The sequence below is a fragment of the Vibrio crassostreae genome (genome assembly GCF_024347415.1).
Taxonomy (GTDB): domain Bacteria; phylum Pseudomonadota; class Gammaproteobacteria; order Enterobacterales; family Vibrionaceae; genus Vibrio; species Vibrio crassostreae.
This window is the reverse complement of sequence record NZ_AP025477.1, coordinates 1,559,283-1,584,798: the sequence shown is the minus strand read 5'-3', so window position 1 is coordinate 1,584,798 and position 25,516 is coordinate 1,559,283. Positions and strand designations below refer to the sequence as shown.

21 protein-coding genes are annotated in these 25,516 nt (G+C 44.3%); 7 read left to right on the top strand and 14 right to left on the bottom strand.

Going from position 1 to position 25,516, the window contains the following annotated elements; translation table 11 throughout:
• Positions 1-58: 58 nt before the first annotated feature.
• On the bottom strand, positions 59-1,162 hold the full coding sequence (locus OC193_RS22755; RefSeq protein ID WP_048660514.1) for a PEGA domain-containing protein: 1,104 nt from the start codon (positions 1,160-1,162) through the stop codon (positions 59-61).
• Between the two features lie 478 nt (positions 1,163-1,640).
• On the opposite strand from OC193_RS22755, the gene OC193_RS22750 reads away from it, so the two are divergent.
• From OC193_RS22750 to putP, 4 genes are all read left to right on the top strand, one after another.
• A complete protein-coding gene (locus tag OC193_RS22750) occupies positions 1,641-2,465 on the top strand; it encodes an AraC family transcriptional regulator (RefSeq protein ID WP_048660513.1) in 825 nt (274 codons plus the stop codon).
• A 182-nt stretch (positions 2,466-2,647) separates the two neighbouring features.
• Entirely contained in the window at positions 2,648-5,785 is a 3,138-nt protein-coding gene (gene putA, locus OC193_RS22745; protein ID WP_048664437.1) for a bifunctional proline dehydrogenase/L-glutamate gamma-semialdehyde dehydrogenase PutA, read from the top strand.
• A gap of 11 nt (positions 5,786-5,796) precedes the next feature.
• Positions 5,797-6,501, top strand: a complete 705-nt coding sequence (locus OC193_RS22740) for a 1-pyrroline-5-carboxylate dehydrogenase (RefSeq protein ID WP_048664438.1) — start codon at positions 5,797-5,799, stop codon at positions 6,499-6,501.
• A 146-nt stretch (positions 6,502-6,647) separates the two neighbouring features.
• Positions 6,648-8,174 carry a sodium/proline symporter PutP gene (gene putP, locus OC193_RS22735; RefSeq protein WP_170960787.1) on the top strand — a complete coding sequence of 509 codons (1,527 nt, stop codon included), beginning with the start codon at positions 6,648-6,650 and terminating at the stop codon, positions 8,172-8,174.
• Positions 8,175-8,827: 653 nt separating this feature from the next.
• Here the strand turns inward: putP and OC193_RS22725 are convergent.
• Complete coding sequence (locus OC193_RS22725) at positions 8,828-8,998, bottom strand: hypothetical protein (RefSeq protein ID WP_165904225.1); 171 nt, start codon at positions 8,996-8,998, stop codon at positions 8,828-8,830.
• Between the two features lie 279 nt (positions 8,999-9,277).
• Here OC193_RS22725 and OC193_RS22720 point away from each other — a divergent pair, with 279 nt between their 5' ends.
• Positions 9,278-9,766, top strand: a complete 489-nt coding sequence (locus OC193_RS22720) for an Lrp/AsnC family transcriptional regulator (RefSeq protein WP_004732526.1) — start codon at positions 9,278-9,280, stop codon at positions 9,764-9,766.
• A 114-nt stretch (positions 9,767-9,880) separates the two neighbouring features.
• On the opposite strand, the gene OC193_RS22715 is transcribed toward OC193_RS22720, so the two are convergent.
• Positions 9,881-10,585, bottom strand: coding sequence for a DUF445 domain-containing protein (locus OC193_RS22715; RefSeq protein ID WP_048660510.1), 705 nt, complete (start codon positions 10,583-10,585; stop codon positions 9,881-9,883).
• A 287-nt stretch (positions 10,586-10,872) separates the two neighbouring features.
• On the bottom strand, positions 10,873-12,723 hold the full coding sequence (locus OC193_RS22710; RefSeq protein WP_048664439.1) for an ABC transporter ATP-binding protein: 1,851 nt from the start codon (positions 12,721-12,723) through the stop codon (positions 10,873-10,875).
• 599 nt (positions 12,724-13,322) lie between these two features.
• Here OC193_RS22710 and OC193_RS22705 point away from each other — a divergent pair.
• Positions 13,323-14,297: an arginine deiminase-related protein gene (locus OC193_RS22705; RefSeq protein ID WP_048664440.1), complete on the top strand. Its 975-nt coding sequence runs from the start codon at positions 13,323-13,325 to the stop codon at positions 14,295-14,297.
• Between the two features lie 199 nt (positions 14,298-14,496).
• On the opposite strand, the gene OC193_RS22700 is transcribed toward OC193_RS22705, so the two are convergent.
• The 8 genes from OC193_RS22700 to OC193_RS22665 form a co-directional block, all read right to left on the bottom strand.
• Positions 14,497-15,129 (bottom strand): esterase/lipase family protein, encoded by a 633-nt coding sequence (locus OC193_RS22700; RefSeq protein WP_048664441.1) that lies wholly within the window; start codon positions 15,127-15,129, stop codon positions 14,497-14,499.
• 97 nt (positions 15,130-15,226) lie between these two features.
• Positions 15,227-16,066 (bottom strand): helix-turn-helix domain-containing protein, encoded by an 840-nt coding sequence (locus OC193_RS22695; RefSeq protein ID WP_048664442.1) that lies wholly within the window; start codon positions 16,064-16,066, stop codon positions 15,227-15,229.
• A 121-nt stretch (positions 16,067-16,187) separates the two neighbouring features.
• On the bottom strand, positions 16,188-17,033 hold the full coding sequence (locus OC193_RS22690) for a GNAT family N-acetyltransferase (RefSeq protein WP_048664443.1): 846 nt from the start codon (positions 17,031-17,033) through the stop codon (positions 16,188-16,190).
• Between the two features lie 236 nt (positions 17,034-17,269).
• Complete coding sequence (locus OC193_RS22685; RefSeq protein WP_048664444.1) at positions 17,270-17,845, bottom strand: mechanosensitive ion channel family protein; 576 nt, start codon at positions 17,843-17,845, stop codon at positions 17,270-17,272.
• Positions 17,845-18,780, bottom strand: coding sequence for a CorA family divalent cation transporter (locus tag OC193_RS22680; protein ID WP_048664445.1), 936 nt, complete (start codon positions 18,778-18,780; stop codon positions 17,845-17,847). Before OC193_RS22680 ends, OC193_RS22685 begins: the two co-directional genes overlap by 1 nt.
• A gap of 317 nt (positions 18,781-19,097) precedes the next feature.
• Complete coding sequence (locus tag OC193_RS22675) at positions 19,098-20,720, bottom strand: phosphoethanolamine transferase (RefSeq protein ID WP_048666371.1); 1,623 nt, start codon at positions 20,718-20,720, stop codon at positions 19,098-19,100.
• A gap of 234 nt (positions 20,721-20,954) precedes the next feature.
• Positions 20,955-21,524, bottom strand: coding sequence for a porin family protein (locus OC193_RS22670; RefSeq protein ID WP_048664447.1), 570 nt, complete (start codon positions 21,522-21,524; stop codon positions 20,955-20,957).
• 251 nt (positions 21,525-21,775) lie between these two features.
• Positions 21,776-22,351, bottom strand: coding sequence for a porin family protein (locus OC193_RS22665; RefSeq protein WP_132969701.1), 576 nt, complete (start codon positions 22,349-22,351; stop codon positions 21,776-21,778).
• Positions 22,352-22,715: 364 nt separating this feature from the next.
• Here OC193_RS22665 and OC193_RS22660 point away from each other — a divergent pair, with 364 nt between their 5' ends.
• The gene (locus OC193_RS22660) at positions 22,716-23,255 is read left to right on the top strand and encodes a hydrolase (protein WP_048660501.1); all 540 of its coding nucleotides are present in this window, start codon (positions 22,716-22,718) and stop codon (positions 23,253-23,255) included.
• Here the strand turns inward: OC193_RS22660 and OC193_RS22655 are convergent.
• Both OC193_RS22655 and OC193_RS22650 read right to left on the bottom strand, forming a co-directional pair.
• Complete coding sequence (locus OC193_RS22655) at positions 23,252-24,115, bottom strand: MurR/RpiR family transcriptional regulator (RefSeq protein ID WP_048660500.1); 864 nt, start codon at positions 24,113-24,115, stop codon at positions 23,252-23,254. The two genes, OC193_RS22660 and OC193_RS22655, sit on opposite strands and share 4 nt — an antisense overlap.
• An 89-nt stretch (positions 24,116-24,204) precedes the next feature.
• Positions 24,205-25,479, bottom strand: a complete 1,275-nt coding sequence (locus tag OC193_RS22650; protein WP_048664449.1) for an amino acid deaminase — start codon at positions 25,477-25,479, stop codon at positions 24,205-24,207.
• Between the last annotated feature and the right edge of the window lie 37 nt (positions 25,480-25,516).

Below are 25,516 nucleotides of genomic sequence, written 5' to 3'. Positions count from 1 at the left end.
GGCTATCTGATATAGAGCTAAGCGTTTATATCGGCTTAGCTCTATGTAGAAAGGGTGTTTAGCTTTCTTTGCTAGGAAGAAGCTTAACCCAAATAGTGTCGCTGCCGTTGACGGTAACTGTACGGTTGTAAGACTCGTAACCTTGTTTTGAAATGGTTACTTGGTGACGACCGCTTGGTAGCGCAACCTCAAGAGGCGTGCTGCCGTACTTAATGCCGTTGATGGTTACTGAGTCGTTGTACTGATCAGAACGTACCGTCACGTTAGCCCACTGTTTGTCACTCTTCTTAACGACCGCAGCGTCACTGCCTGTTAAGCAGTAGCGAGTCGAAACATTCAATAGGTTACATGCTGCAACTGCTTCAGGTTTTGCTTGAAGCTGAGCTTGCATCTGCATGAAGTAAGAGTTGTTACCAGAGAAACCACTCTTGATTGCTTGGCTGTCTTGAACATGGATATTCAGTTGAACACCTTGCAAGTTTTGCTTCGCTAGTGTGCTTTCTGTGAGCTGCTCAAGTAATTGGCTCTTGAACGTTTGCACGGCTTTCTGATTGGTCAGGTGTTTACCCTGTGCAGTACACTCACCCAGTGTCATTGTTGATGAACATGTGGTGGTGTAACTGGTTTCAAGAACCGCACTTTCACGCAATTCTGTCGCGATACGTTTTACACGAGCTTCAACTTTTGACTCTCTCAAGTTTGCTAGCTCATTATTCAGGCGAGCTTGCTTTTGCTTGATTTGAGAAAGGTGAATTTCGCTCTCGTTCATCGCTTGTTCGTTATCTAGCTGAGCCGATTGATTCTCTTTAACCGCAGCCCAAGCGTCTTGGTAACTTTTCTGGAAAGAGACCAAATCCGTTTCTGGATCTTCAAGCAAGCGACTGTACTGTTTGTCGAGTACAGACTTGGCTCTGTTGCGTTTTGCCTTAAGTTCTTCACCTTCGCGTAACAACTTGCTGTTCTTGTTTTGAAGTTGTTTTAGGTTTTCAGTCGCCGATACTTTGGTTGCTGAAATACGCTCAATATCTGAGTTTTTCTCTGTTAGCTTTGCATCGATAGCTGAAACGGGATCGACTTGATTCAGTTCTTCAGCTGATACCGATGCAGATACCCAAAGAGGGGATAGCGCAAGTAAAAGCGCTGAAATTCGAAAGTTAGTCATAGGTCCCTGCAACTTGTAGATTGAAATTGGCTCGTTAATAAAGTGTCTACTTCCTAGTTGTGAGTCACTAGTTATTAGCAATTAACACAGTACCCGTCTTTATACCGTTTTATTGCTATCCAATCTACTCAAAAGCCAAGTTTCGGTACTTCGGATACACTTTTTACAGGTTTATAGCCAATTATTTGAGCTATATAAGAAAATTCATTCATTATGTTAGAGCGGTGAAGCATTTATTGATGACATGGTTTTTCGTGCTTGCATGCTTGTGAAGCCCCTAAACTTGCCGGAACGATTGGTTTTACAATGGCCGTAGTTTATACACTCTTGATCATCTTTCCGGAGGCATGATCAAGACGATCGCGGTGATGATCTTTTGTTTGAGGTCAGGAAATGACTCTCATGATCATTTACAAATTCATCTTGTGCAGATTTCAGAGTATTATTCTTACTATGTTGACCTGAGTACTTTGCTGTCATGCCAAAACCTTTACCCTTTCCAAACCTAGATTTGTCTCCGCTAGGCCTTACTGGCCCTCGTCCCGCAGAGATCATTACCTTGCCTTCGCATATGGATTGTCATGATCACCATTATTCTCAGGTGGTGATTGGTCTAAAAGGTCAGGCGGAATTTGAAGTCAGCGGTAAGGGTAATCTTGTCGGTCCAGGGCAAGGATGTGTGGTGACAGCAAGCTCTGATCATGCTTTCGGTGGTGTGGTCGGTCAGTCGGATATTCTGGTACTTAACATGCCTGTGCCGAGTGACGACGACCCTCTGATGCTAGAGAAGATTAACCAGCTAGAGTCATCAAATGTCTACTTCCAATTAGACGCGCAAATTCAAAAACTTATCCATATGTTGGTACAAGAGATGCAGGCAAGCCCTGATGATCTGCTATTAAGCCGTGCCTGTAATGATACGGTGATCGCATTGATGCAAAGACACATCTCGGCGTTTGAAACCTCAATCAAAGATTCGCGTTTCGACCTTGAAGCTCTGGATCGTTACATCGAGCAACACCTCGCGAATAAGATCTCAGTCGCGCAGCTTGCAGGCAGCGTGTTTTTGGGCGAAAGCCAATTCCACATGCTATTCAAAGAGCAAATGGGCATTACTCCTCACCAGTATGTATTAGGTAAGCGTATCGACCGCTCTCGCCGCTTGATCGAACAAGGTAATCTGAGTCTTGGTCAGGTTGCAGAATTGGCTGGTTTCTCCGGTCAATCTTCCTTTACTCACACCTTTTCACGCCTTCAAGGCATGTCACCATCCCAATACAAAAAGAAAATTTCTGTTAAATAGTGAAACAAAACGGCATATTATTTTAAAGTTTCATATGTGACGTTGTGTTTGTTTTGTTAATAAAGCGAGTTTTTAGCAAAAAACTCGGAGTTTTTGACAAGTAATCCTTATATACTCTAAATACACTGCAGCCATTGTAGAGATCCCCGGGCTAATTCCGGGTGTGAGATTAAGGAAAACGCATGTTTACAGCTACTGATGTGTTAAAGCCAGAATTCAACGAGCAGCCGCTTGCTGATCTATGGTCGCTTATCTCACCATTATATATGGTGGATGAAACCCAATGGCTAGAGCAACTTCTGCCACTAGCTACCCCTTCTGAGTCTGAAAAGCAGCAAATCACAGAGAAAACGACATCATTGATCGAGGCTATCCGTGCGGATAAGACTTCTATCCAGATGATCGATGCACTGCTGCTTGAATACAGCTTAGATACTCAAGAGGGCATCTTGCTGATGTGTCTGGCGGAAGCCTTGATGCGTATTCCTGATTCAGCAACAGCTGATGCACTGATTCGCGACAAACTGAGCGTTGCGGACTGGAAGTCTCACCTTAAGAATTCTGATTCGGTGTTTGTGAACGCATCCACTTGGGGCCTAATGTTAACGGGCAAGGTGGTTGGACTTTCATCTAAAGAGCAGAGTGCAGGTCAAGCGGTTAACCGTTTAGTGAACAAGCTTTCTGAGCCTGTGATTCGTAAAGCGATGCACCAAGCAATGAAGGTGATGGGTCACCAATTCGTTCTTGGCCGTAGCATTGCTGAAGCGCAAAAGAACGGTAAGTCTATGCGTGATAAAGGTTTTACCTACTCATACGACATGCTAGGTGAAGCAGCACTGACCACTGCAGACGCAAACAAATACTTCAAAGATTACCTAATGGCGATCGAAGCCGTAGGTCGAGACACATATGTCTCTTCAAAATCGAGCCCAGCACCGTCTGTTTCTATCAAGCTTTCTGCACTTCACCCACGTTATGAAGTGGCGAATGAAGACCGTGTTCTAAATGAACTGTGCGACACACTAGAGCAACTACTGCGCCGCGCTGTCGAGCTTGATGTTGCAATTACGATTGATGCTGAAGAAGCGGATCGCCTAGAGCTATCTCTTAAATTATTCGAAAAACTGTACCGCACTGATCTTGTAAAAGGTTGGGGTAAATTTGGTCTGGTTATTCAAGCTTACTCAAAGCGTGCACTTCCGGTTCTAGTATGGCTAAACCGCCTAGCGAAAGAGCAGGGTGATTTGATCCCGCTTCGCTTAGTTAAAGGTGCTTACTGGGACAGCGAAATCAAATGGTCGCAACAAGCTGGCTTTACTGATTACCCAGTTTACACACGTAAAGAAGCGACAGACGTAGCTTACCTTGCATGTGCGCGTTACCTATTGAGCCCAAGCGTTCGTGGCAATATCTTCCCGCAGTTTGCGAGCCACAATGCTCATACGGTTTCTGCTATTGCCGTAATGACCGACCATAAAGACTTTGAATTCCAACGCTTACACGGCATGGGTGATTCTCTGTACAACCATGCGATGGAAGCTTACCAACAGTCGGTACGTATCTATGCACCGGTTGGCAGCCATAAAGATCTACTGCCATATCTAGTACGTCGCTTGCTAGAAAACGGCGCAAACAGCTCGTTTGTCCACCGTCTAGTTGATGCGCGTTGCCCTGTGGCAGAGCTGACTCAACATCCTGTCGATATGCTTCTTGCATTCGATACACTGCACAACACTAAGATTCCATTGCCACCGGCGGTATTCCCAGAGCGTAAGAACTCTTACGGTGTGAACATTGATATTGAAAGTGAAGCGCATCAGTTTGAAGAGCAAGTAAAAGGCTTCTTAAACAACCAATGGACTGCGGGCCCTGTGATCAACGGTGAATCTCTTGCCGAAAGCATGATCAAGGCTGATCAGAACGTTGAGCAAGTGACTGCACCTTATGATCGTCGTATTAATGTGGGGCAGGTGGCTTTCGCTAACCTTGATCATGTTTCCGCAGCGATCACTGGCGCAGACGCAGCATTCGCTGATTGGAACGCAACATCGGTTGAAACCAAAGCGGCGGCACTTGATAAGTTAGCTGACTTGATGGAAGACAACCTCGCTGAATTGGTGGCGATTTGTCATCAAGAAGCGGGTAAGACAATTCACGATAGTGTTGATGAAGTACGTGAAGCCGTCGACTTCTGTCGTTACTACGCTAAACAAGCTGACAATCTACAAGGTTTCGAACTAAAAGGTTTTGATGGCCAAACACGAATCGCTTCTCGACAAGGTCGTGGTGTGTTCGTCTGTATCAGCCCTTGGAACTTCCCTCTCGCTATCTTCCTTGGCCAAATTACAGCGGCACTAGTCGCAGGTAACACGGTTGTGGCGAAACCTGCTGAACAAACAAGCTTGATTGCAGCTCGCGCCGTTGAACTGATGAACGAAGCGGGTTTCCCTGCTGGCACCATTCAGTTGCTTCCAGGTCGTGGTGCTGAGATCGGCAGTGCGCTAACCAGCCATGATGCGATTGCGGGCGTAGCCTTTACGGGTTCAACCCCAACAGCACAACGCATCAATGTGTCATTGGCAAGCCGTAACGCTAAGCCAGTTCCGTTTATCGCGGAAACCGGTGGCCAAAATGCAATGATCGTCGACAGTACTGCACTGCCTGAACAGGTAGTTCGTGATGTGATTCGTTCAGCATTCGCTTCAGCAGGTCAACGTTGTTCTGCACTACGTGTGCTTTACATCCAAGAAGACATTGCAGACCGCGTGGTTGGATTGATTCACGGTGCAATGGACGAGCTGAGTGTTGGCATTCCACACCTTCATAAAACCGATGTTGGCCCTGTTATCGACCAAAACGCGAAACAGAAGCTAATGGCGCACTTAGAAAACATGACCAATACCCAGAAGAAGGTAGCTCAGCTTTCTCTAGGTACGGATTGTGAACATGGTGATTTTGTTCCACCGAGTGCTTTTGAGATTGATGACATCAGCTGCTTGAAAGAAGAACAGTTTGGCCCAGTGCTACACATTGTTCGCTTCAAAGCGAGTGAGCTAGCGCAAGTGGTAGACCAAATCAACCAAACGGGCTTTGGCTTAACCATGGGTATCCACAGCCGTAACGAGACAACTTACCGTTGGATCGAAAAACACGTTCGTGTGGGTAACTGCTACATCAACCGTGACCAAGTGGGCGCCGTTGTTGGTGTTCAACCATTTGGTGGTCAAGGCTTGTCAGGTACTGGCCCTAAAGCGGGTGGTCCTCACTACCTATACCGCTTTACTGATGTTCATTTCTCTCAATCACAAGACAAGGCATAAGGAGCATTATCATGGTTCATCAAGTGACAGGTTTTTCTGATGCTTTGCTAGCGTGGGAACAATGGAACCTTACCGACTTTGATTACAAGAGTGCTCAGGTACTTGCGCTGAAATCAGAGATCGAAAGTCAATCTGCGCCTTTGGCGACGGTGGCGACTTATCATCTAGAGCAAGCGTCTGCGCTGCTTTCTGAACATCACCTAATGGCAGGTCCTACGGGCGAAACCAATGAGTTGTATGCCGCTGGTCGCGGTGTGGCTTTGGTTATTGTTGATGATTGCGAAGAGAAAGTGCCAGCGCTGCAAACTGCAATGGCTTTGATTACTGCTGCGCTATTGGCAGGTAACAGCGTTCAATTGTGCAGTGATGATGTGCAGTTCAATACCTTAATTGTAGACGCAGCTAAGTCGGCTAACTTGCCAACTAACTTGGTGCAAGTTGCCTCGTATGACGCTGCTCAACAGTTGTTGTCTTGCGATGTACGTAGCGTGGGTTACGTAGGTAACTCGCAAACGGCACAAGCTATCAATTTACAGCTTGCTAAGCGTGACGGTGCAATCGTCGGTTTAGTAGCTGAAACGGATCTGGCGACAATGAATGTTGCCAATGATCCACACCTATCGCTGCGCTTCATTACCGAGCGTACGCGAACTATAAATATAACAGCCGTGGGCGGTAACGCGACCTTGCTCGAACTTGGAAGCGAAGCTCACTAACCTTCAGTAAAATTGGCTCTATAGACCTTTGGTGTTTCCATTTCTGGGTATTCCATTTTTGGTTTCACCACGGTGCTTTGGAGCCTCAATACCTAACTCAATGCACTCGCTTGCCTTTACGGTGAGTGTCTTGCATTGAATTAGGCATGGAAGGCTTTCTACAAAATGAGGACTATCAAATGATAGAAAACAGTTTTGCAATAACGACGACGTTCATTGCGTATCTAATTATGATGCTGGCAATCGGTGTTATTGCTTACAAACGTACATCTAACTCAACTGACTACTTCCTAGGTGGTCGTTCGTTAGGTCCATGGCCTGCTGCACTTTCTGCTGGTGCATCAGACATGAGTGGTTGGTTGCTACTTGGCCTACCAGGTTACGCTTACGCTGCTGGCTTTGAAGCATTCTGGCTTGCTGGTGGCCTGCTTGTTGGTACTTGGGCTAACTGGTTAATCAGTGCTAAGCGTCTGCGTACTTACAGTATTACAACTGAATCACTGACGTTGCCTGAGTTCCTATCTCGTCGCTTCAATGATAACTCTAAGCTGATCCAAACAATTTCTGCTTTCTTTATCCTTTTATTCTTCCTTTTCTACACAAGTTCAGGCTTGGTAGCGGGTGGTAAATTGTTTGAAACGGTATTTGGCCTAGATTACACAACAGCGGTAATTATCGGCACAGTATGTGTGGTTTCGTACACCCTGTTTGGTGGTTTCCTTGCGGTATCTTGGACTGACTTGGTTCAAGGTCTATTGATGTCTGCTGCGCTATTGATTGTACCAATCGCAGCAATGAACGGTGGCCTTGGCCAACTGTCTACTGACCTACACAACATCAACCCAGAGCTACTAACGCTATGGAATGATGCGAAAGGCGAGCCACTTTCTGCTATCGCGATCATCTCGCTAGCGGCATGGGGTCTAGGTTACTTCGGTCAGCCACACATTCTTGCTCGTTTTAAAGCAACACGTACTAATAAAGACCTAACAACAGCGCGTCGCATCGCGGTGGTATGGACTGCACTGTCTATGGTTGGTGCAATGCTGGTTGGTCTTGTTGGTCTAATCTATGTGACGAACTCTGGTGCACCTAAGCTAGACGATGGCGAGAAGATCTTCATGCTTCTTGTAAACGCGATGTTCCACCCAGTAATTGCAGGTATCCTACTGGCTGCAATCCTAGCGGCAATCATGAGTACTGCGGATTCACAACTTCTTGTTTCTTCATCTGCGATGGCAGAAGATCTATACAAGCAAGTACTTAAGAAAGATGCGACGTCTGAAGAGATCGTTCGTGTAGGCCGCTTCGCGGTAATCCTAATCTCTCTAATTGCACTTGTGCTAGCGATGACGCCAGACAGTTCAGTTCTTGGCCTTGTATCTTATGCATGGGCTGGTTTCGGTGCTGCATTTGGTCCAGCTATCGTGTTGAGCCTATACTGGTCTCGTATGAACCGTAACGGCGCTCTAGCGGGTATCGTGGTTGGTGGTGTTACGATTGTACTTTGGAAACAGTTCACGGGCGGTTGGTTCGATGTTTACGAAATCGTACCGGGAATCATCCTATCGACTATCTCTATCGTTATCGTGAGCCTAATCACTGGCGAGCCAGAAGACGAAGTTAAGAAGCAACACGCTGAGTTCGAGAAGAACCTCGTTGAGCTAGACTAATCCCAATGACTATCGGTTAAAAAACAGCCGAATTTACATTGTAAAACTTAGAGTAATAAATAGGGTCACTTTGGTGGCTCTATTTTTTTATGTGAGTACGGCCTTTGTCTTATTTCAAATTAAGTCTATTCGAGGTTTTCTGATGTTGAAATTGGGGTTTACAATGTAAATCGAAAGCGTAGGATCTTGAGCGAGAAATGAAAGATCAATCTTGTTGATCGCGTTTGATGTCAAAAAACAAAATAGAAAAGTGGCTGTTTTTTGAACTTAGCGCTCACTTTTGTCATTAGCTCGGTGAATTGTGGAACCGAATTGGACATGATGTGTCAATTGTCAGTAACCACTAAAGACCTATAGGACAAAGGTATGCCTGATCTCTATTGCAAAGGATGTAAAAAAACAACACTACATAAGTCTATAATGAAACGTTGTGAAACAGAGCCCGAGACAGCCTCTGGCCGTATGATGCAATGGACGTCAAAGCTATTTAGTGGAAATCTGTACTACGATATGGAAACTCAGCACTTCTGCCGCACGTGCAATTGCCGCTGCGAAACCGGAAGTACTGTTCCCCAAGTTGGTTTAGCCTAACCCATAGTGAGTGCTTACTAACTTGATTCAAAAAACCTCCGTGTTAGGAGGTTTTTGCGTTTCTAGGCTGCTTTGAGTGCAAGTTCAGTTTCAATGGCATTGCCATTAATCTTCACATCCCAACCATAGTTTGAGTACTCATTTGCTAGTGCTTGAGCAACATCTTTTGATACCGTTACGTATGTCCATGAACCAATACCGTAAGGTTTATATGCGAGTTCTTGCGTTTTCATAATAGAGTCATCCTTTCTCTTTGATAATTCTATTATTCACTCTGGCCTATATCCTTTCTTTCGTTTCCGGCTCAACTTATTTGTTAATCGGGTCATTTCTATAATAATTTGTTAATAATCAGAGTTTGATTTATAAGCTCCGTTATCTATTTGTAATTATTTATATTTGACGTGAATGCCATGCGTGCATTTAGTTTTTTAAATGTGTGAGCGAGGTTTTCTTCGATTGCTCTAGGTATGGAATATACTGAGCGGAATTTAGAATGTTTAAGGAATGTTATGTCTCAGCATCAACTTGATCGTATCGATAAAGAGATACTACGAATTCTGCATATGAAGGGGCGTTTGCCTGTTGTTGAACTTGCAAAGCAGGTTAACCTCACGACGTCACCTTGCTCTGACAGGCTCAAGCGATTGGAGAAAGAGGGATATATCACAGGCTATCATGCTGAGCTTTGTTCAGAAAAGTTGGGACTCGATGTCCAAGTTTTTATCCATATTCGTCTCGACCAGACTAGCTTTTCTATTTTTGATAAGTTTGCCCAAGCGGTTGAAATGATGCCCGAGGTGGAAGAATGTTATTCATTGTCGGGAGACTTCGATACCATGATCAAGGTTCGAGTGAAAGACATGAAGGCGTACCAAGCGTTTATGGCAACAAAGTTAGGTACCTTGCCAGGTGTGATTCAGACACGCAGTGAGGTCGTGATTGAAGAGCATAAAAAGGGCTTTGGTGTTAACCCTGAATTGTTGGCAACCTTAAAGTAGGGCACCGGTTTTACTTCAAGCGTGTTTGTTTAGATATAAAAAATGGAAGCCAATAAGCTTCCATTTTTGTGGGACGTTAGAGCAAGAGTAATCCGATAAACTTGTCCGGCTTACTTACAGCGTAATTGCCGCAGAGATTAAGCCAATCACACCACCGAATATACCACCCCATACTACTAGCCAGCCAAGGTGTTTTTTGATCATGGTTTGAACCATCTCTTTTACAAGCTTCGGTGTCAGTTCATTCAAGCGCTGATCAATGATCGCCTCAATGTTCTCTTTGATTTCATCCATCATCGCAGGCGATTCTAACTCGTCTTTGATGGCATTTTTTACAGAGTCACTCTTGCTGATTTCAATCACTGACTCTTGCATCTTCTCAACAAACGGCGCTTTCATCGGCTGTAGTGCCTCTGTACCACCAACCATTGCCAACATACCGCCAAACTGTGAGTTCTCGATAACATGCACCAGTGAGTCGAATGCAGGATTAAAGTCGATCTTCTGAATCACAGGCTCTAGATTAAGCGATTTTCCTGTCATCTCGCTGCTTAGGAAGCGGTCGATATTACTTTCAGTAAAGAACTGCTCCATCATCAGTTGTTTGATGGCTGCCTTGAACTCTTCAAAGCGCGCCGGAATAACGCCAGAACCGTATAGGCCGGGTACTTTCTCGAACAACATGTGAATCGCAAGCCAGTTGGTTATGGCACCTGAAAATGCGAATAGGCCTGCGTAAAGCAAGTATTGGTTTGCTGTCGCATAGCCGCCAGCAAGCAGTGCTAACGCGATAACGTTAGTTAAGACACTTTTGTTCATGGTTGATCTCTAGAAATAATACTGCGCGCATTTTAAGAAAAAAACGCCAAGAAAAAAACAAAAGGATCGATGAAGTTTACGTAACAGGTGGGGAAAGGTTGCTGATCTAGGGGCATAAGAAAGGCTAGCCTCCCCCCGAAGTCTAGCCTTATTCCAGAACGCGCAAGCGAGGCGTCTTTGGTGTTAATGTCATTATATAATTACGACATAACATTCTGCCACGTGTAATTTACCACTAATTAACAAATTGTTGTGAATCACGCCGCACTTTTAAAATAGCACAAAAATTAAGCGCTCGTAGCCTGTTCAATATCATCGGCAATGAAGCCACCGGTTTGGTGATTCCACAATTGAGCATAGATGCCATTTTGTGTAATCAGCTCTTGGTGCGTGCCTTCTTCAACGATATTACCTTGGTCAAGTACGATCAAACGGTCCATTGCTGCAATGGTCGATAGTCGGTGTGCAATCGCGATAACCGTTTTACCTTCCATCAACTCAATCAAGCTCTCTTGGATTGCCGCTTCTACCTCAGAATCGAGTGCAGACGTCGCTTCATCCAGAACTAATAGTGGCGCATTTTTCAAAAGAACACGTGAGATAGCCACACGTTGACGCTGACCACCAGAAAGCTTAACGCCTCTTTCACCTACTTGAGCATCGTATCCAATGTTGCCAAATGGGTCGGTTAGGGTTTCGATAAACTCATGTGCGTGCGCCTGTTTAGTGGCTGCGTAAACTTCTTCATCTGATGCTTCAGGTCGACCGTAAAGAATGTTGTCTTTGATCGAGCGGTGCAACAGTGAAGTATCTTGGGTCACCATACCAATGTTGCTGCGCAGCGAGTCTTGCGTGACTGTTGAGATCTCTTGATCGTCAATCAGGATGCGACCGCTTTCTACATCATGGAAACGCAGCAGCAAGTTAACCAAGGTTGATTTACCTGCACCTGAGCGGCCCACTAAGCCCACTTTTTCACCCGGCTTAATGTTGAGATTAAGGTTGTTGATCACGCCCTTGTTCTCACCGTAGTTAAAGCTTACGTTGTCGAAGTTGATGCCGCCTTGTGGAACTTTAAGTGGCTCAGCGTCTTTCTTGTCTTCGATAGCGATTGGCTTAGATAGCGTTTTAATGCCATCAATCACAGTACCTAGGTTTTCAAATAGACCACCGATTTCCCACATGATCCATTTCGACATGCCGTTAATACGCAGAGCCAAGCTCACTGCAATCGCAATTGCACCCACGGTGATTGCGCTATCTAGCCATAGGTAGATAGAGATACCAGCAATGCTGAACACCAATAGATAGTTAGCGAACTCAACACAGATGTTGAAGCCGGTTACCAAGCGCATTTGGCGGTGCACAGTGTCAAGGAAGCCTTCCATGCCTTTTTCGGCGTATTCGGTTTCTCTTTTACTGTGTGAGAACAGTTTCACCGTCGCGATGTTGGTGTAGCTATCGACAATACGACCTGTCATTAACGAACGCGCATCGGCTTGTTCTGATGATACGTCTTTTAGTTTTGGCACGAAGTGCAGCTGGATACCGATATAAACGAACAACCAAATCAGCATTGGAGCCATTAAGCGCCAATCTGATTCTGCAAGCATGAACAGCATTGCCGTGAAGTAAACCGTTACGTAAACAAACACATCAACCATTTTAGTCACGGTTTCACGTACTGCGAGCGATGTTTGCATTACTTTAGTGGCAACACGTCCGGCAAAATCATCTTGATAGAACGACAAGCTCTGCTTCAAAAGATAGCGGTGCGCCAACCAACGAATCGACATTGGGTAGTTGCCCAGCAAGGTTTGGTGAAGCAAGAGCGAGTAAACACTGATCAAGATCGGCATCACGACCAATAACAGAACACCAAGCCCCATTAGTGTGGATTGGTTATCTGCTAAGAAGGTTTCTGGGTTGCTGGTTGATAGCCAATCAACCAGTTGGCCCATGTAACCGAACAACGCGACTTCGATGATCGCGATGGTCATGCTCATTAGGCCGAGCAAGATTAACGGTTTTTCAAAACCTCGAGTGTAATGGCGGCAAAATGCCAGTATTCCAGTAGGAGGTTGTATCGGCTCTCCCTTTGGAAAGGCTTCAGTAAAGCCTTCAAATTTTTTGTACATAGATTTCCCTTTATAACGAATGCATCTGTTAGCAACTGCATCGTCTGTGTAGCTTTGTTTTTATAGGTTCGATTAGAAATTTAACAGTCTTGATTTGAAATTATATAAGCGCCAATTCGTTCTTATAAGCATTAAGCCATTCGATGGATTTTAGTTTAAGCGTTTGGTTGAAAAACTTGGCTCACGAGTTCGTTTAACACTAATACGTTGTTTAAGCGATGTCGCAGGAAAGGTCCAAAGCGTGTCTTTCATGACGCGTATTTTAGATTGAATCGGACAGGAAAAGTTAAGCTTATTTCAAACGTAATTGATTGTTATGCAACGGTGATAATCCTAACGCTAAATGGATTAAATTGTAACCTAAACCCGCAGCAAGCTAGAGAATGAAGTTCGGATATTTATTCAGCAAATTCTGTATCTCATATGCAAACTGTTGGTTCTTTCTGATGTGTCGTTATCTTGCAGTAAAAATTACCGAATAAACTGAGTTTTGCAGGAATTGTTTGGGATAAATATTCAAATCATTATTCTTTTCAGTGAATCTTGTTGTAACAAGTTGTTTACAATTCTGAGGTAAATAAAAGATAGGGACGGTTGAGATGTTAAACCTACACAAAAAATCACTTCACATTACGAATGTTCAAAACGCCAATTGCGTTGTTATGGTGCCGCCAAAAGAATTTAAATTTAATGAAGAAACGGCACAAGATAATGAGTTTCAGAACAGAGTTAATCTGACCGAAGCTGAAGTAAAATTAGAAACCATGGCCGAATTTAAGGCGATGGTCGCTTCGTTGCGTAAAGAAGGTGTGCAAGTTGTAGAGTTTGATTACCCAGAACTTGGTGTGGAAACTCCAGATGCGGTCTTCCCTAATAACTGGTTTAGCACCTGTGGTGACGGAAGCTTATTTACGTTTCCTATGGCGTGTGAAAACCGTCAAAATGAAGTGAAGCCAAATGCGCTTATTGAAGCACTAGAAGCGTCTGGTCGCATTGTTAACCACAGTGAGTCTCTAGAGTCTTACATTGCACAAGGTTCTTATCTAGAGAGCACGGGGGTGATGGTAATCGATCATATCAATAAGACTATCTATGCTGCGCTTTCTCAGCGTTGTGACCGTGAAGTGTTAGAAGACTATGCAAAACGTATTGGCTATTCTCGTGTGGTGTCATTCCAAACTGCATTGCCGTCTGGTCAGCCGATTTACCACACCAATGTGATGATGGCGATTGGTGATAATTTCTGCGTGATCTGTGATGAAGTGATCCCAGAATTTGAACGCCGTTTTGTGGTGAAGTCGCTTGCTAAAGATAAGCAGGTTATCTCTATCTCAATCGATCAGATGAACCGATTCTGTGGCAACATTCTGCAACTGGAAACAGTGAATGGCGACAAGGTGATCGCGATGTCTCAATCGGCTTACGATGCATTCTCTCCAGCTCAGTTAGCTCAGCTTTCGACACATGGAAAGTTACTCCCGTTTAACGTGAAAACGATCGAAGACATCGGCGGTGGTTCGGTGCGATGCATGTTGGGTGAGGTGTTCTTGCCAACGCGAGTTAATCTCCTGTAGCGAGTATTATAGAAAGTAAAGCAAGCGACTGACTTCAGTCATGAATCTATGAATACCACTCTCATCGCAGAGTGGTATTTTTGTTTTGGTCTATCTTTGTATCGGTCTACCAGAAGTAAGAAAGCAGTAATAAGAGAACCAGATCTAGATACAGTAGCTAACGCGCACAAAAGTTAGCGGAAAACAGCTAACGCAAAAGCTATGAAGCGTTCTTGAAAGCTCTGTGCTCGATAAATTGAGCAGATAGCGCAACCACTTCTTTAGAGTACACAAGCGCGGTGTGATTGAGCTTGAGGGAGCAGGTGTCTGTTGCGCCTCTTAGGTTGGCGTCTTCGAGTGTGACCGTGCCATCTCCTGGGTTTCTTCCCAATACAATACGTCCAACACCAGCGTCGTAGGTGCCCGTAATTACGCCAATTGGGACATCAATGTCGTAGTCACCTAAGCCATCACTTAAGATCATTTTGCTCGAACCAAATATAAAGCCAAGACCGTGGTTAGACAATGTTTTAGCGATAGTCGCGCCATTATGTGGCGTGCCAGCGGTAATAATGCAGGTGTCTGCAAAGTTGGGTTGGTAAAACTTAAAGTAGTGACGAATGAGCAAGCCACCCAGTGAGTGACCAAAGAAATAGACTTCATCGTATTCATTAAAACGCGCATTAATAAAACGATTGAGGCGCTTAGCAGCTGAAGGGAAACGCAGCGAGTTGTAGGCAAATTTGTGCGTTGTAAAGCCACGTTTTTTGAAATTTCTATCCAGATACTGCATGATCAACGCAGGCATATATAGACCATGAATTAAAACTATATGTTTGTTTTTATTATTCATTTTTGTCCTCCGTCTTATGGTGTATCCAGTATATTTAGTCGCAAATCTAAACTCAATAAAACTTGCTGCTAATGGGACACAAAAGACAGAGCGTTCGTTAATCCGATCGCACTCCACCATACACATCAATGGTTAAGCCACCTTCTTTGGCGTAGGTATTCGGTGTTAATCCGATGGTTTTCTTAAGGTAGCGAATCAGGTGTGGCTGATCGCTAAATCCAAATTGGTAGGCGACGTCTATCCAATCAATGTCATTAAAATCTCGTTTGTATAAGTATTCGAGCATCGCCTCGAGTTTGTTCATTGATTGGCACTGTTTCAATGTCAGTCCTGTCACCTTGTTAAAGCTTCTTTCTAAGGTGCGTTGCGAGCAAAACAGTTTGTCGCCGAGCTCTGCAATCGGTGTTGTACCAAGCACTTCTAACACCTTGCGGGTGAGTTCGCTGTGTCTGTCGGTTTTACCTGTCGATAGCCAAGGCAGCAGCAATTTATCCAACTGCTGACAACAAGCTTCAAAGTCGGTTTGAGCGAGCTTGATCAGCGACATTGCTTCGGCATTAGGATTACCTAACAAATTCGCGAGATCGATAGGGTTAACACTGTCTAGGCTGGGGTGCGGACAGTCTGGAATATTTAACGAGTACAGGGCGCCGACATGGAACTTGATACCCAAATGAATAAACGGCTTTGAATGATCCAGTTCAATCGCTTTATGGTGTGGCAGCAGCAAATGGCTGCCAATTCCTTGATCGACTTGTTGCTCAATCGTGTAGTGATATGTCTGCTCGCTTGGCGATAAGATCATGTGTGCCGATGGATCGGGATTGAGTATCGGAAATTGATGAGTTTGAGCGTCGGGCGTCTTTTCAATCAGCCAGTAGCAATCAATGAACTGAGCAACTACAGGGGACTTTGGAGACTGTAACCAATTGATCATTAGACCTTCTATTTCAGATGATTGTCACCTCCAACTATATGTGGATATCGTTGGAGGTGACAGTTTTTATCAGTATCAATTGTTAGAACTTAGTCTTGATGTTTGTTAATCCGAATCAAGGCTAATCAGTTTCCTTTAATTCGCTAAAATCAAACTGCAAGATACGATGCTTTGATGATAACCCAGCGCGTGTGATGGCCTTTTTTGCGCCAATATTACTGCTTTCTGTAGAACACATCGCTTCTAAACCTTGGCTGTTGGCGTGCTGTGTTAGAAAGTTCAGCACACGTGTTGCTAAGCCTTTTCCACGCTCTGCTTGCGCGACAATCATCCCCAAGTCTGCAAACTGCGTTTGGTGCTCATCGAACTTGCGGCACTCTCCCGTTGCAAGAACGCTTTCACTTTCCCAGTAGCCCCACAGCTCTTGGCGGGCAATCAAATTACCGTAGTAACCTGTGAGCCACTCTTTTGGCGCGCCAATCGCAGATGAAGCAAATTCCACTAGCTTATCAAGCTGCTCTTCCGTCGCGAGAGTCATCTCGATGTCTTCAATGCGATTCGAATTACGACTAGAGTTTGTTTCTTGGTCTTGGCGATACATCAACGAGTTCACCTTAAATGAACAGGTGTTATCCATGCATAATGACAAGTATTGTGGTTCTGCCGTGCTCACGAATGCGCCTTTAACATCACCAATCACAGAGCTGTTGTTTTCGATGATTAAGATGAACAAGTCGGCAATGTTCGCGCTTGCGGTTGGTGCTAGGAAGAACTGAAGTAAGTAGCCTTCACCATTCAACACGCAGTAACCCACAAGCTTGTCATTTTCGTAGAAACCGTAATGGTCAGACATTGGCACAAAACCGAAGTGCCACATGTCATCAAGTGGTGCTGTTGAATCAGCAAAGTAAGCCGTTTTTAGTTCGCTTAAATCGCTCAGTGTTGTGATTTTTTTGATGTCTAACATCGCTTGAATTCCTGTTGTTTCGATTCGGTAGAGTGCGTGGTAGACATCGTACTTTTACTGGATGTGCCACGTTTCAATGACAGCAAGTGTAGGCGAGTAGCTGAGAGAGGTATTGAACAAAAACGACAGTTTTGAAAGGTGTGTGGTTAATAACAGAAGAACTGATGTTAATTGAAAGAGGGCAAGATATTTTGCCCTCTGCTGAACTTATTGATGGGGAAGTTGAATAGAGCGCATTACTTTTCTGAGTTTTCAGCTTTGATGAGTTTTGTATCGACAGCTTCACTCTTTAACTCAGGCTCAACTAATATCTTTATCACGCCTTTTTGTAGGATCAGGTTATTAGGGTAGGTGATGATGTTGCCTGAACTGTGTCGGAGAATAACGTGGAACATGGTGATATCGATGATCACGCCACTGATGTCTTCGTCTTTCTCCGCGACTTTTACTCTGTCGCCTATACGATAAGGGAACACGAAAAATATTAGTACGCTGGCTGTGAGGTTACTTAGAATCGACCACTGTGCAAACAAAGCGACGCCAAGAACCGCAAATATAGATGATAAAAACAGAGATATATCGCCAAAGCCTAAATTAAGCACAATAGTAAAAACGGCGATGAAGAGTAGAAACAGACTGATATTGAAACACTTAATCACGAACTGCTTTCGCTTTAATTCGACGCGCTTATTTTCCGCTAATGTTTCTATCCAGTTCTTACCTAAGCGTTTGATTACCCAATACCCAAAGATAAGCAGTAAACCTAAACTAACTTGCTTAAGCCACATATTTGATTGTAAAAACTCAACCATTAAATAAACCTCAATTTTTTCAAAATAATGACCTCTGCCGCTACGACCACGAGTAGCCCAACGCAAAATAGTGGGAATGCTATCGGGTTGTCTGTTCCGGGTATCCCAGCAATATTGACGCCCAGTAAACCAGTGAAAAACCCAGCAGGGAGGAAAATACCCGCAATGATAGAAAATAGGTACGTATTTCTATTCATTTTTTCAGCTTGTTGCTGACTTAGGCTCGCTAAAAATACATTAATTTGTTCGATGTAAAACTCAACAGACTCATTAATTCTCAGGATGGTATCAAGGCTGTTCTTTATATGACTGTTGTGCTTACTCAATGGTGCAGGAAGGTCACTCATTAAATCCTCAAAAACGTATTTCTGTGGCTTCAAATAGCGCCTTAGTCTAAGCAGCCTTGAATGCAGAGCATTGATGGATCTTATATCGATGCTGGATTTAGATTCTAACTCGTCAATCAATAGTTCAACTGGTGCTAGGAAGGTTGAAATGCTGTGGTTGATTCCACGTATCATGCCTAGCAATACATCTGTTAATGACGTTGGACCTTGGTTCTGTTTGAGATCGGATATCAGATTACTGACCGCTTTCGAAGGGACTTTGCGTGTCGATATTAAAGTGCCTTTGTACCATAAGATGCGTAGGCTAAGCATGTCGTCAGGGTTAGCACCTTCGTTTAGATTAATGCCTCGCAGAATCATCAAAAAACAGTCGTGGCCAAACTGTTCGAACCGAGGGCGGGTGTCGTCGGTGAGTAATGAATCGATGATGGCATTTGGAAGCGTATTACTGTGGAGCCACTCTCTCAACCCTTCTGCATCTCTTTGGCAGTGATACCATGTCGATTGTTCAAATGGCGCTGGGCTGGTGGTGTGTTCATGTGCCACACCCTCAGAAAATTGCCAGCTTGAAATTATGAAAGCGTCCATTCGTTGTCCTTAATGATATGACGTAACCATCGAGATTAGAGCACTATAAAGGTGCTATGTAGAGCCCTGTTTTTTAGGGAGCGAGAGCCGAGATAACGAGTACTGAAAAACGTTTGGTAGAGAAGTTATCCTAATGAGTGCTTCGGGCTCTCTAATAAATGTAGCTTATTGTTTAGAGGTTATAAATTAGCACTCTGGTGTCACGTTAGCGATGGATAAAAAAAGAAAAGACCGAGGCCTTTTCTTCTTTAGAGGGATATAGAGATGAGCATATTTAGGCAAGTCGTATTTTCCGACTACTCACTTAAGTAAGATCATTATCGACACGGAGCGAAGATATCTTGGTTCTCTCGGTATTCTTTGGTTTGCACATCCATCAGGCCGAGTAAAGAGTCGAACAAGTTATCGTGAGAGAAGCTCTGCTCCTTTCCAGCTTTACGCAAACACGTTTCGCTGATCCCTTTCTCGGCCGCGAAGCCATCCGACATCCACATGATCATAGGAACGTGGGTTTGTTCTTTCGGCGCGAATGAATAAGGCATGCCATGAAGGTAAACACCATTTTCGCCTAGAGACTCTCCGTGATCCGATATATACATCAGCGCGACATTGTACTTATCGGTGAGTTTCTCTAGCTTCTGAATAGCCTGTGATAGAAAGAAATCTGTGTACAAGATGGTGTTGTCGTAGGTGTTGACCACTTGCTCTTTGGTACAGTTTTCGATATCAGAACGTGGGCAGTCTGGAACAAACTTTTTATGATCTTCCGGGTATCGCTCAAAGTAAGTTGGGCCGTGAGATCCGGAGATATGATAGAAAATGATGCTATCTTGCTCAAGTTCTTGAGTATCTTGTTCGAAATTCTCTAGCATGGCTGTGTCGTAGCACACATCCTTATTACACAGCGGATCGCTGTCTTTGGCGACGAGAGTCATCTCTTTGATTCGGTGTGCGACCGCCTTGTCTCCACCATCGTGCTCTCTCCAAATTGAGTGAATGCCCGCGCGGTTCATGATGTCGACCACGTTATCTTGGTTGTAGGCCTTATCGCGATCGTAATTGCTACGGTTCATATTAGAAAACATGCACGGCACAGAAACCGCAGTGGCTGTTCCGCATGACTGAACATCAGAGAAAAAGATCGGATTATAGGGTTTGGTATGAGCATTGGTTTCTTTCTCATAGCCATAATATTGGTAGTTATATACACGTGCTGTTTCACCAAGAACAAACACCAATAAGGTTGGTTTTTCAGCTTGTTTAGCTTCTGGTTTTAGCTGCGCATCTAAGCCGATTTCTTGGTAAGGAATCGCTTCTTTGATGTAAGTATTGTTGATGTATTTTGCGGTTGAAGCGACGTATTCGGTCGGAATGATCATCTTTTTAAGATGAGAGTTATTACGACCAATCGATGCGTAATCTTTGTAAAAAAGTCCAGCAATAATCGCTATGACAATCAACGAAGAGAGCAATCCAATCGCTTTCCAAATAGCAAAACCTTTCCAAGATTCTCTTTCAAGGTCCGTAAATAAAAGCAGCAGTGACGGGACTCCTCCCATCAGAACAAACCATAAAATAGAATAGCTGCTTAGGTAGCTAGCGGCTTCTCCGCTGTTGGTTTCGAAGACGTTTTCTATCATTCCATAGTCTACAAAAATGCCGTAGTTGAACATGCTGTAGCTGACTAAAGAGGAAGTAAGTAGTAACAAGATAAAAAAAGCTTTGGCGAATATCGGCCAGTTGAATACTTGAAAGATAAAGTTGAATGCAGCGAGAAAGAAAAATGGGATCGAGATGATAAACCCAATGCTTTCGGCTTGTGAGGCACTAAGAATATTGAACAGTTCGCGTGAGATAGGCAAGTTAATGACAAGCAGGTAATACACTGCCAAAACGAAAGGGAGTTTGTTTATCGACATGTTTAAGCGTGGTAGATTCATAGGTATTGTCTTCCTGTGTCACTTATCCCTTTATTTTAGTCTCGCTACCAAGAAAGCTCTAATATCAATGCATAAATCTCAATTAGGCGGTGATGAGCGATAAACTGGTTAAAGTGAAATGACGCGATAAGGCGTGTAGAAACAAAAAATTCACTTTACTGAGTGACCTTCATGACAAGGTGGAACAGCAAAGTGAATTAGTATGTTCAGCTTATTCTATGTGGTTCAATCACATTAGAAGTTGTATGAACCACCGAAGCTAATGCTGCTGAATGCTAGTGTCTTATCGTCTTTGTACGTACCGTAGTCGTTTTCCACGCTTACTGCGTCTGCTTGTGAAATTAGACGTAGTGTTAGATGCTCGATTGGCGTGTATTCGACACCAACACCAAAGTGGAAACCAGTACCGCTATCATCATCGTAACCAGCGCTCTTGTTTGCGTTCAGGTCAACAGAGCTTAAACCAGCCAATACGAATGGGCGGATTGTGTTGTCGAATGTGTAACCAAGATTTGCTGACAAGGAAACAGACGTCGGAGACAGTTTTGCAGCACCCTTTTTGTAGTCTGCATAATCGTTGTAGCCAAGTTCAACACCTACGATGCGGTTGAATTGGTAGCCGCCGTATAGGTTGTAGCCCATGCCATCTGAATCTAAGCTACCTTGACCATCTGTATCAGAATCTTGGTAGACACTAAGTCCGCCACCAATGTACGCACCGCCGTCAGTACCTGCTGCTAAAGCTGGAAGAGAAACTGCGCTGATTAAACCCAGTGCTAATGCTGATTTTGTTATCTTGTTCATCTTTGTTACTCACTCTGTCATGTCTTCAAATGTGATTGTCGGTTACTGTCGATTTTTATTAGTTGTTGGCTCGTCGCCTCTCGACCGTTGTGACAATTATCCCTGAGTCTTTTGCTCATTACTGTATGGCTTTGTAAGCTGAATCGTTACATAGATACAAAAATTCACTTTACTGTGCTGCCTTATCAACGAGCAGAGTAGCAAAGTGAATTTGAGCTACTTACTTACGACGTAGTCGTTTGGGGTGAATATTAGAAGTCGTATGAACCACCGAAGCTCACACTGTTGAACGCTAGAGTGTGGTCGTCAGTTTTGAATGAACTATTATTTCCAATGTAGTAATCATCTACACTAACCGCATCAGCTTGCGAAATTAGGCGAAGTGTTAAGTGCTCAACTGGTGTGTATTCAACACCAACACCAAAGTGGAAGCCGGTGCCGCTATCATCATTGTATCCAGCGCCGCTGTTTGCATTGAGGTCTACGGAACTCAAACCAGCAAGTACAAATGGACGAATGGTGTTGTCGAACGTATAACCGACATTTGCTGATACAGAGATAGACGTTGGTGAAAGTTTGTCTGTGCTGTTCTTGTAGTCTGCATAGTCGTTGTAGCCAAGTTCTACGCCAACGATACGGTTGAATTGGTAACCGCCGTATAGGTTGTAGCCCATGCCGTCTGAATCCAGACTTGGCGCGCCATCTGTATCCGAACCTTGATAGACACTAAGTCCGCCACCTACGTATGCGCCACCATCGATACCTGCTGCAAAAGTTGGAAGTGAAACTAAACCGATTAAGCCGAGTGCTAATGCTGATTTTTTCATGATAATACCTTGTTTACTCATCCTGTGATGCAAGTCACGGTATCGCTGATGATTGATTTATAAAACCCTCACAAATGAAACCTATTTTTTCATTGATAACGTGATTACCTGCGCCCCTTGATTTATCAAGAGCTAACGAAATATTTGTTGGTTATATTGTTTATAAATAAAATTCATATATTGACAAATGGTTAAATTTGCTAAATAAAACGATGTTTTTTAAACTTGTAGATAAGGCTATTTTTTCTAACTGTTTGAAAAATAGTGCATAACTAATTGCTCATTTGTTTTATTGTAGTATTTATTTTGGTGTTTATTGAGAGCAGATCAGTACGCTGTTTTTAGTGATAACAAGGGGAGTTGGATGTTAAACAGAGTAAACACAGGTTTGGTGGTTGTGGACGTACAAGGCAAGCTAGCACGCCTTGTTGATGACAGCGATACGCTGATCTCTAACTGTGGAAAGTTGATTAAGGGTGCGCAGGTTTTGGGGCTGCCTATTGTTAGCTTGGAGCAGAATCCAGAGAAGTTAGGTGCTACGGTCGACGAGCTGAATGACCTGCTGAGTGATGCTAAGCCGATACCAAAATTTACTTTCAATGCGTGTAACGAGCCTAAGTTTGTTGAGGCAGTGCAAGCCAAAGATGTGGATACGTGGTTGGTGTGTGGCATTGAGGCTCATATTTGTGTCTATCAAACCGCAAAGGGGTTGTTGGACCTTGGGTACAAGGTTCAGGTGGTTAGTGACTGTATTAGCTCGCGAACGGCACTTAATAAGAAACTGGCAATCCGTCGACTAACGGATGCTGGTGTCCAAATCACAGGATTGGAAATGAGCTTATACGAGCTAGTAAAAGATTGCCGCGCACCAGAATTTAAGCCCATTCTATCCTTGATTCGTTAATCACCGAGAGGCTGTCGGTCGCCACCGCCTCGGTAGGAATCGAGCGCAACCTTCAAGCGACGCAGTTTGTCGCGCGAACGGTTTTTATGATTGACTGCCATGCCCATAGAAAGCACATCCACTAACGCCAACATAGCGTAGCGAGAAGCCGATGGTTTGTAGATGAAGTCGGTTTCCATATGCTTGATTGGCAACAAGATATCCGCAATCTTTGCCAGCGGTGTGTCTTGTGGAGTAATCGCGATGATCTTAAGTCCATACTGCTTGGCCAGCTCTGCCGTTTCAGTGATCACTGGTGTAAAACCAGTCGCGGAAATCATCACCATCACGTCATTGGCATCGGCCGTGGCAGCAACCATACGTGACATTAAGCCATCGTTGTACGACACCACTGGGTAGCCTAAACGAAACAGTCGATGTTGCAGCTCTTGAGAAGCTATGGTTGAACCACCACCCATACCAATAGCAATGATCTGTCTGGCGTTATGCAGCCAGCTGACTGCGGTTTCAACGTCTTGCTCTTTGAACAGAGTGCGGTTGATGTCTAGGCTCTGCTTGATCGATTCGTAGATACCTTGATAGCCCGTTTGGTTTACCGGTTCAAGAATAAAGCGCTGGCCGACGGTTAGGGTTTGAGCAAGCTTGATTTTCATATCACGCACGTTGTTACAGCCGATCGCCTTAGCAAAACGGGTTATCGTGGCTTCACTGACTTGAGCACCTTCAGCAAGCTCTGTGATACTGGCATTGGCTGCAAAATCAATGTCGTCCATGATCAGCTTGGCGACTTTTTTCTCTGCATCACGAAGAGCGGGAAAACGCTCGGTTATCTGTGAAATGATATCTACTTCTAAACTCAAGAATCCTGATCCTTTGTTGATGGGGCTAAGCCTTAGCCCCGTTAGTATATCTTATTGCTTCGCTGATTCTAGCTTATTGAAAAATCGAACTAGAAGCAGGTTTCTACCCAGTGGCTGACCTGATGATCGTCATCGCTGATGGCAATGTAGCGCCATTTGTCGAAGGTTAAACATGGGTGTGAGGTTGAAAACGCAATCATGTCGCCCACTTCAATCTCAGCAGAACCGTCCGTTTCCACAAAGGTGTGCTGATCCATTACCGCGGTAGCAGTTAAGCCTTTCACTGAGATAGCTTCGCCATTGCGATAGCCGCGCTCGGCAATAGGTAAACCCGCATCGAAGGCCACATCACGCTTACCTAGCCCGATCACCAGTTTGGTTGGCTCGGGACGAGAGATAACATACGCCCACACCTCAAGTGCCGACTCTAAATCACCACCCAATTCACACGCGTAACCTTGGTTTACTTGCGCACGTTGCAACACCTTGCTTTGTGCATCGAGGTAGATCCCAGTATCGTGAATGGCATAACAACCTGGGCGGATAATCGCTAAGTAATCAGTTAGGTTCGCCAAACATTCTGCCACCACGTCATACCAAGCTGAACCAGCGCCAGTGATGATAGGTTGACCGGTAATTAAGCCGTCTGATGCGAGGCTTTCGACCGAAGTGAGCGCTTGGTTTAAGAAGGTACGAATGTCTTGCTCGGCATTGTCGCCATGAATCACACCCTCGTATACCTCAATACCCGCTAGCGAAAGCGCAGGCGAATCTTGGATAGTTTGCGCCAGCTCTAGAACCTCTTGAGGTGAACGACAACCACAACGCCCACCCGGAACACCAAACTCGATTAGCACTTTTAGCGTCTGCTTTTTGTTGGCGAAATATTGGTTGAGTTGCTGCACGTTGACTGACGAATCCACACAGCAATAGAAATCAACCTCGAACTTATTAATAAGCTGTTCGATGATCGCCATATTGGTTTTTCCTACCAATTGGTTAGCCATGATGATTCTTTTTGCGCCTGCCATTGCTGCAATTTCTGCTTGTGCAGGTGTCGCAACCGTAATTCCCCAAGCGCCATTTTCTAGCTGTTGACGGAAGAAGTCAGGTGTCATCGATGTTTTGCCGTGTGGCGACAATTTAACCTGGTGATGATCGGCGAATGATTGCATCCAATTCAGGTTATTGGTCAACGCTGATTGTTTGATAATTGCTACCGGAAGCGAAATGTCTTCATCAACCAATCGATAAATACCGTTCTCAGATTGTGATATTGCTCTCCCTTTTTGGCCTTTTTCAGTCAAGATGAAACTATCTTTTTGATACTTTATAACATCTTTTTGTGCAGGGTTATGTTTCATTGCTGATTCCTAACATGATTTAAGTGGTTGTTATTTA

Bases quoted from the DNA above. Each gene is read 5' to 3' on its own strand.
- OC193_RS22755 (WP_048660514.1), bottom strand. From the start codon at position 1,162: ATGACTAACTTTCGAATTTCAGCGCTTTTACTTGCGCTATCCCCTCTT.
- OC193_RS22750 (WP_048660513.1), top strand. From the start codon at position 1,641: ATGCCAAAACCTTTACCCTTTCCAAACCTAGATTTGTCTCCGCTAGGC.
- putA (WP_048664437.1), top strand. From the start codon at position 2,648: ATGTTTACAGCTACTGATGTGTTAAAGCCAGAATTCAACGAGCAGCCG.
- OC193_RS22740 (WP_048664438.1), top strand. From the start codon at position 5,797: ATGGTTCATCAAGTGACAGGTTTTTCTGATGCTTTGCTAGCGTGGGAA.
- putP (WP_170960787.1), top strand. From the start codon at position 6,648: ATGGAAGGCTTTCTACAAAATGAGGACTATCAAATGATAGAAAACAGT.
- OC193_RS22725 (WP_165904225.1), bottom strand. From the start codon at position 8,998: ATGAAAACGCAAGAACTCGCATATAAACCTTACGGTATTGGTTCATGG.
- OC193_RS22720 (WP_004732526.1), top strand. From the start codon at position 9,278: ATGTCTCAGCATCAACTTGATCGTATCGATAAAGAGATACTACGAATT.
- OC193_RS22715 (WP_048660510.1), bottom strand. From the start codon at position 10,585: ATGAACAAAAGTGTCTTAACTAACGTTATCGCGTTAGCACTGCTTGCT.
- OC193_RS22710 (WP_048664439.1), bottom strand. From the start codon at position 12,723: ATGTACAAAAAATTTGAAGGCTTTACTGAAGCCTTTCCAAAGGGAGAG.
- OC193_RS22705 (WP_048664440.1), top strand. From the start codon at position 13,323: ATGTTAAACCTACACAAAAAATCACTTCACATTACGAATGTTCAAAAC.
- OC193_RS22700 (WP_048664441.1), bottom strand. From the start codon at position 15,129: ATGAATAATAAAAACAAACATATAGTTTTAATTCATGGTCTATATATG.
- OC193_RS22695 (WP_048664442.1), bottom strand. From the start codon at position 16,066: ATGATCAATTGGTTACAGTCTCCAAAGTCCCCTGTAGTTGCTCAGTTC.
- OC193_RS22690 (WP_048664443.1), bottom strand. From the start codon at position 17,033: ATGTTAGACATCAAAAAAATCACAACACTGAGCGATTTAAGCGAACTA.
- OC193_RS22685 (WP_048664444.1), bottom strand. From the start codon at position 17,845: ATGGTTGAGTTTTTACAATCAAATATGTGGCTTAAGCAAGTTAGTTTA.
- OC193_RS22680 (WP_048664445.1), bottom strand. From the start codon at position 18,780: ATGGACGCTTTCATAATTTCAAGCTGGCAATTTTCTGAGGGTGTGGCA.
- OC193_RS22675 (WP_048666371.1), bottom strand. From the start codon at position 20,720: ATGAATCTACCACGCTTAAACATGTCGATAAACAAACTCCCTTTCGTT.
- OC193_RS22670 (WP_048664447.1), bottom strand. From the start codon at position 21,524: ATGAACAAGATAACAAAATCAGCATTAGCACTGGGTTTAATCAGCGCA.
- OC193_RS22665 (WP_132969701.1), bottom strand. From the start codon at position 22,351: ATGAAAAAATCAGCATTAGCACTCGGCTTAATCGGTTTAGTTTCACTT.
- OC193_RS22660 (WP_048660501.1), top strand. From the start codon at position 22,716: ATGTTAAACAGAGTAAACACAGGTTTGGTGGTTGTGGACGTACAAGGC.
- OC193_RS22650 (WP_048664449.1), bottom strand. From the start codon at position 25,479: ATGAAACATAACCCTGCACAAAAAGATGTTATAAAGTATCAAAAAGAT.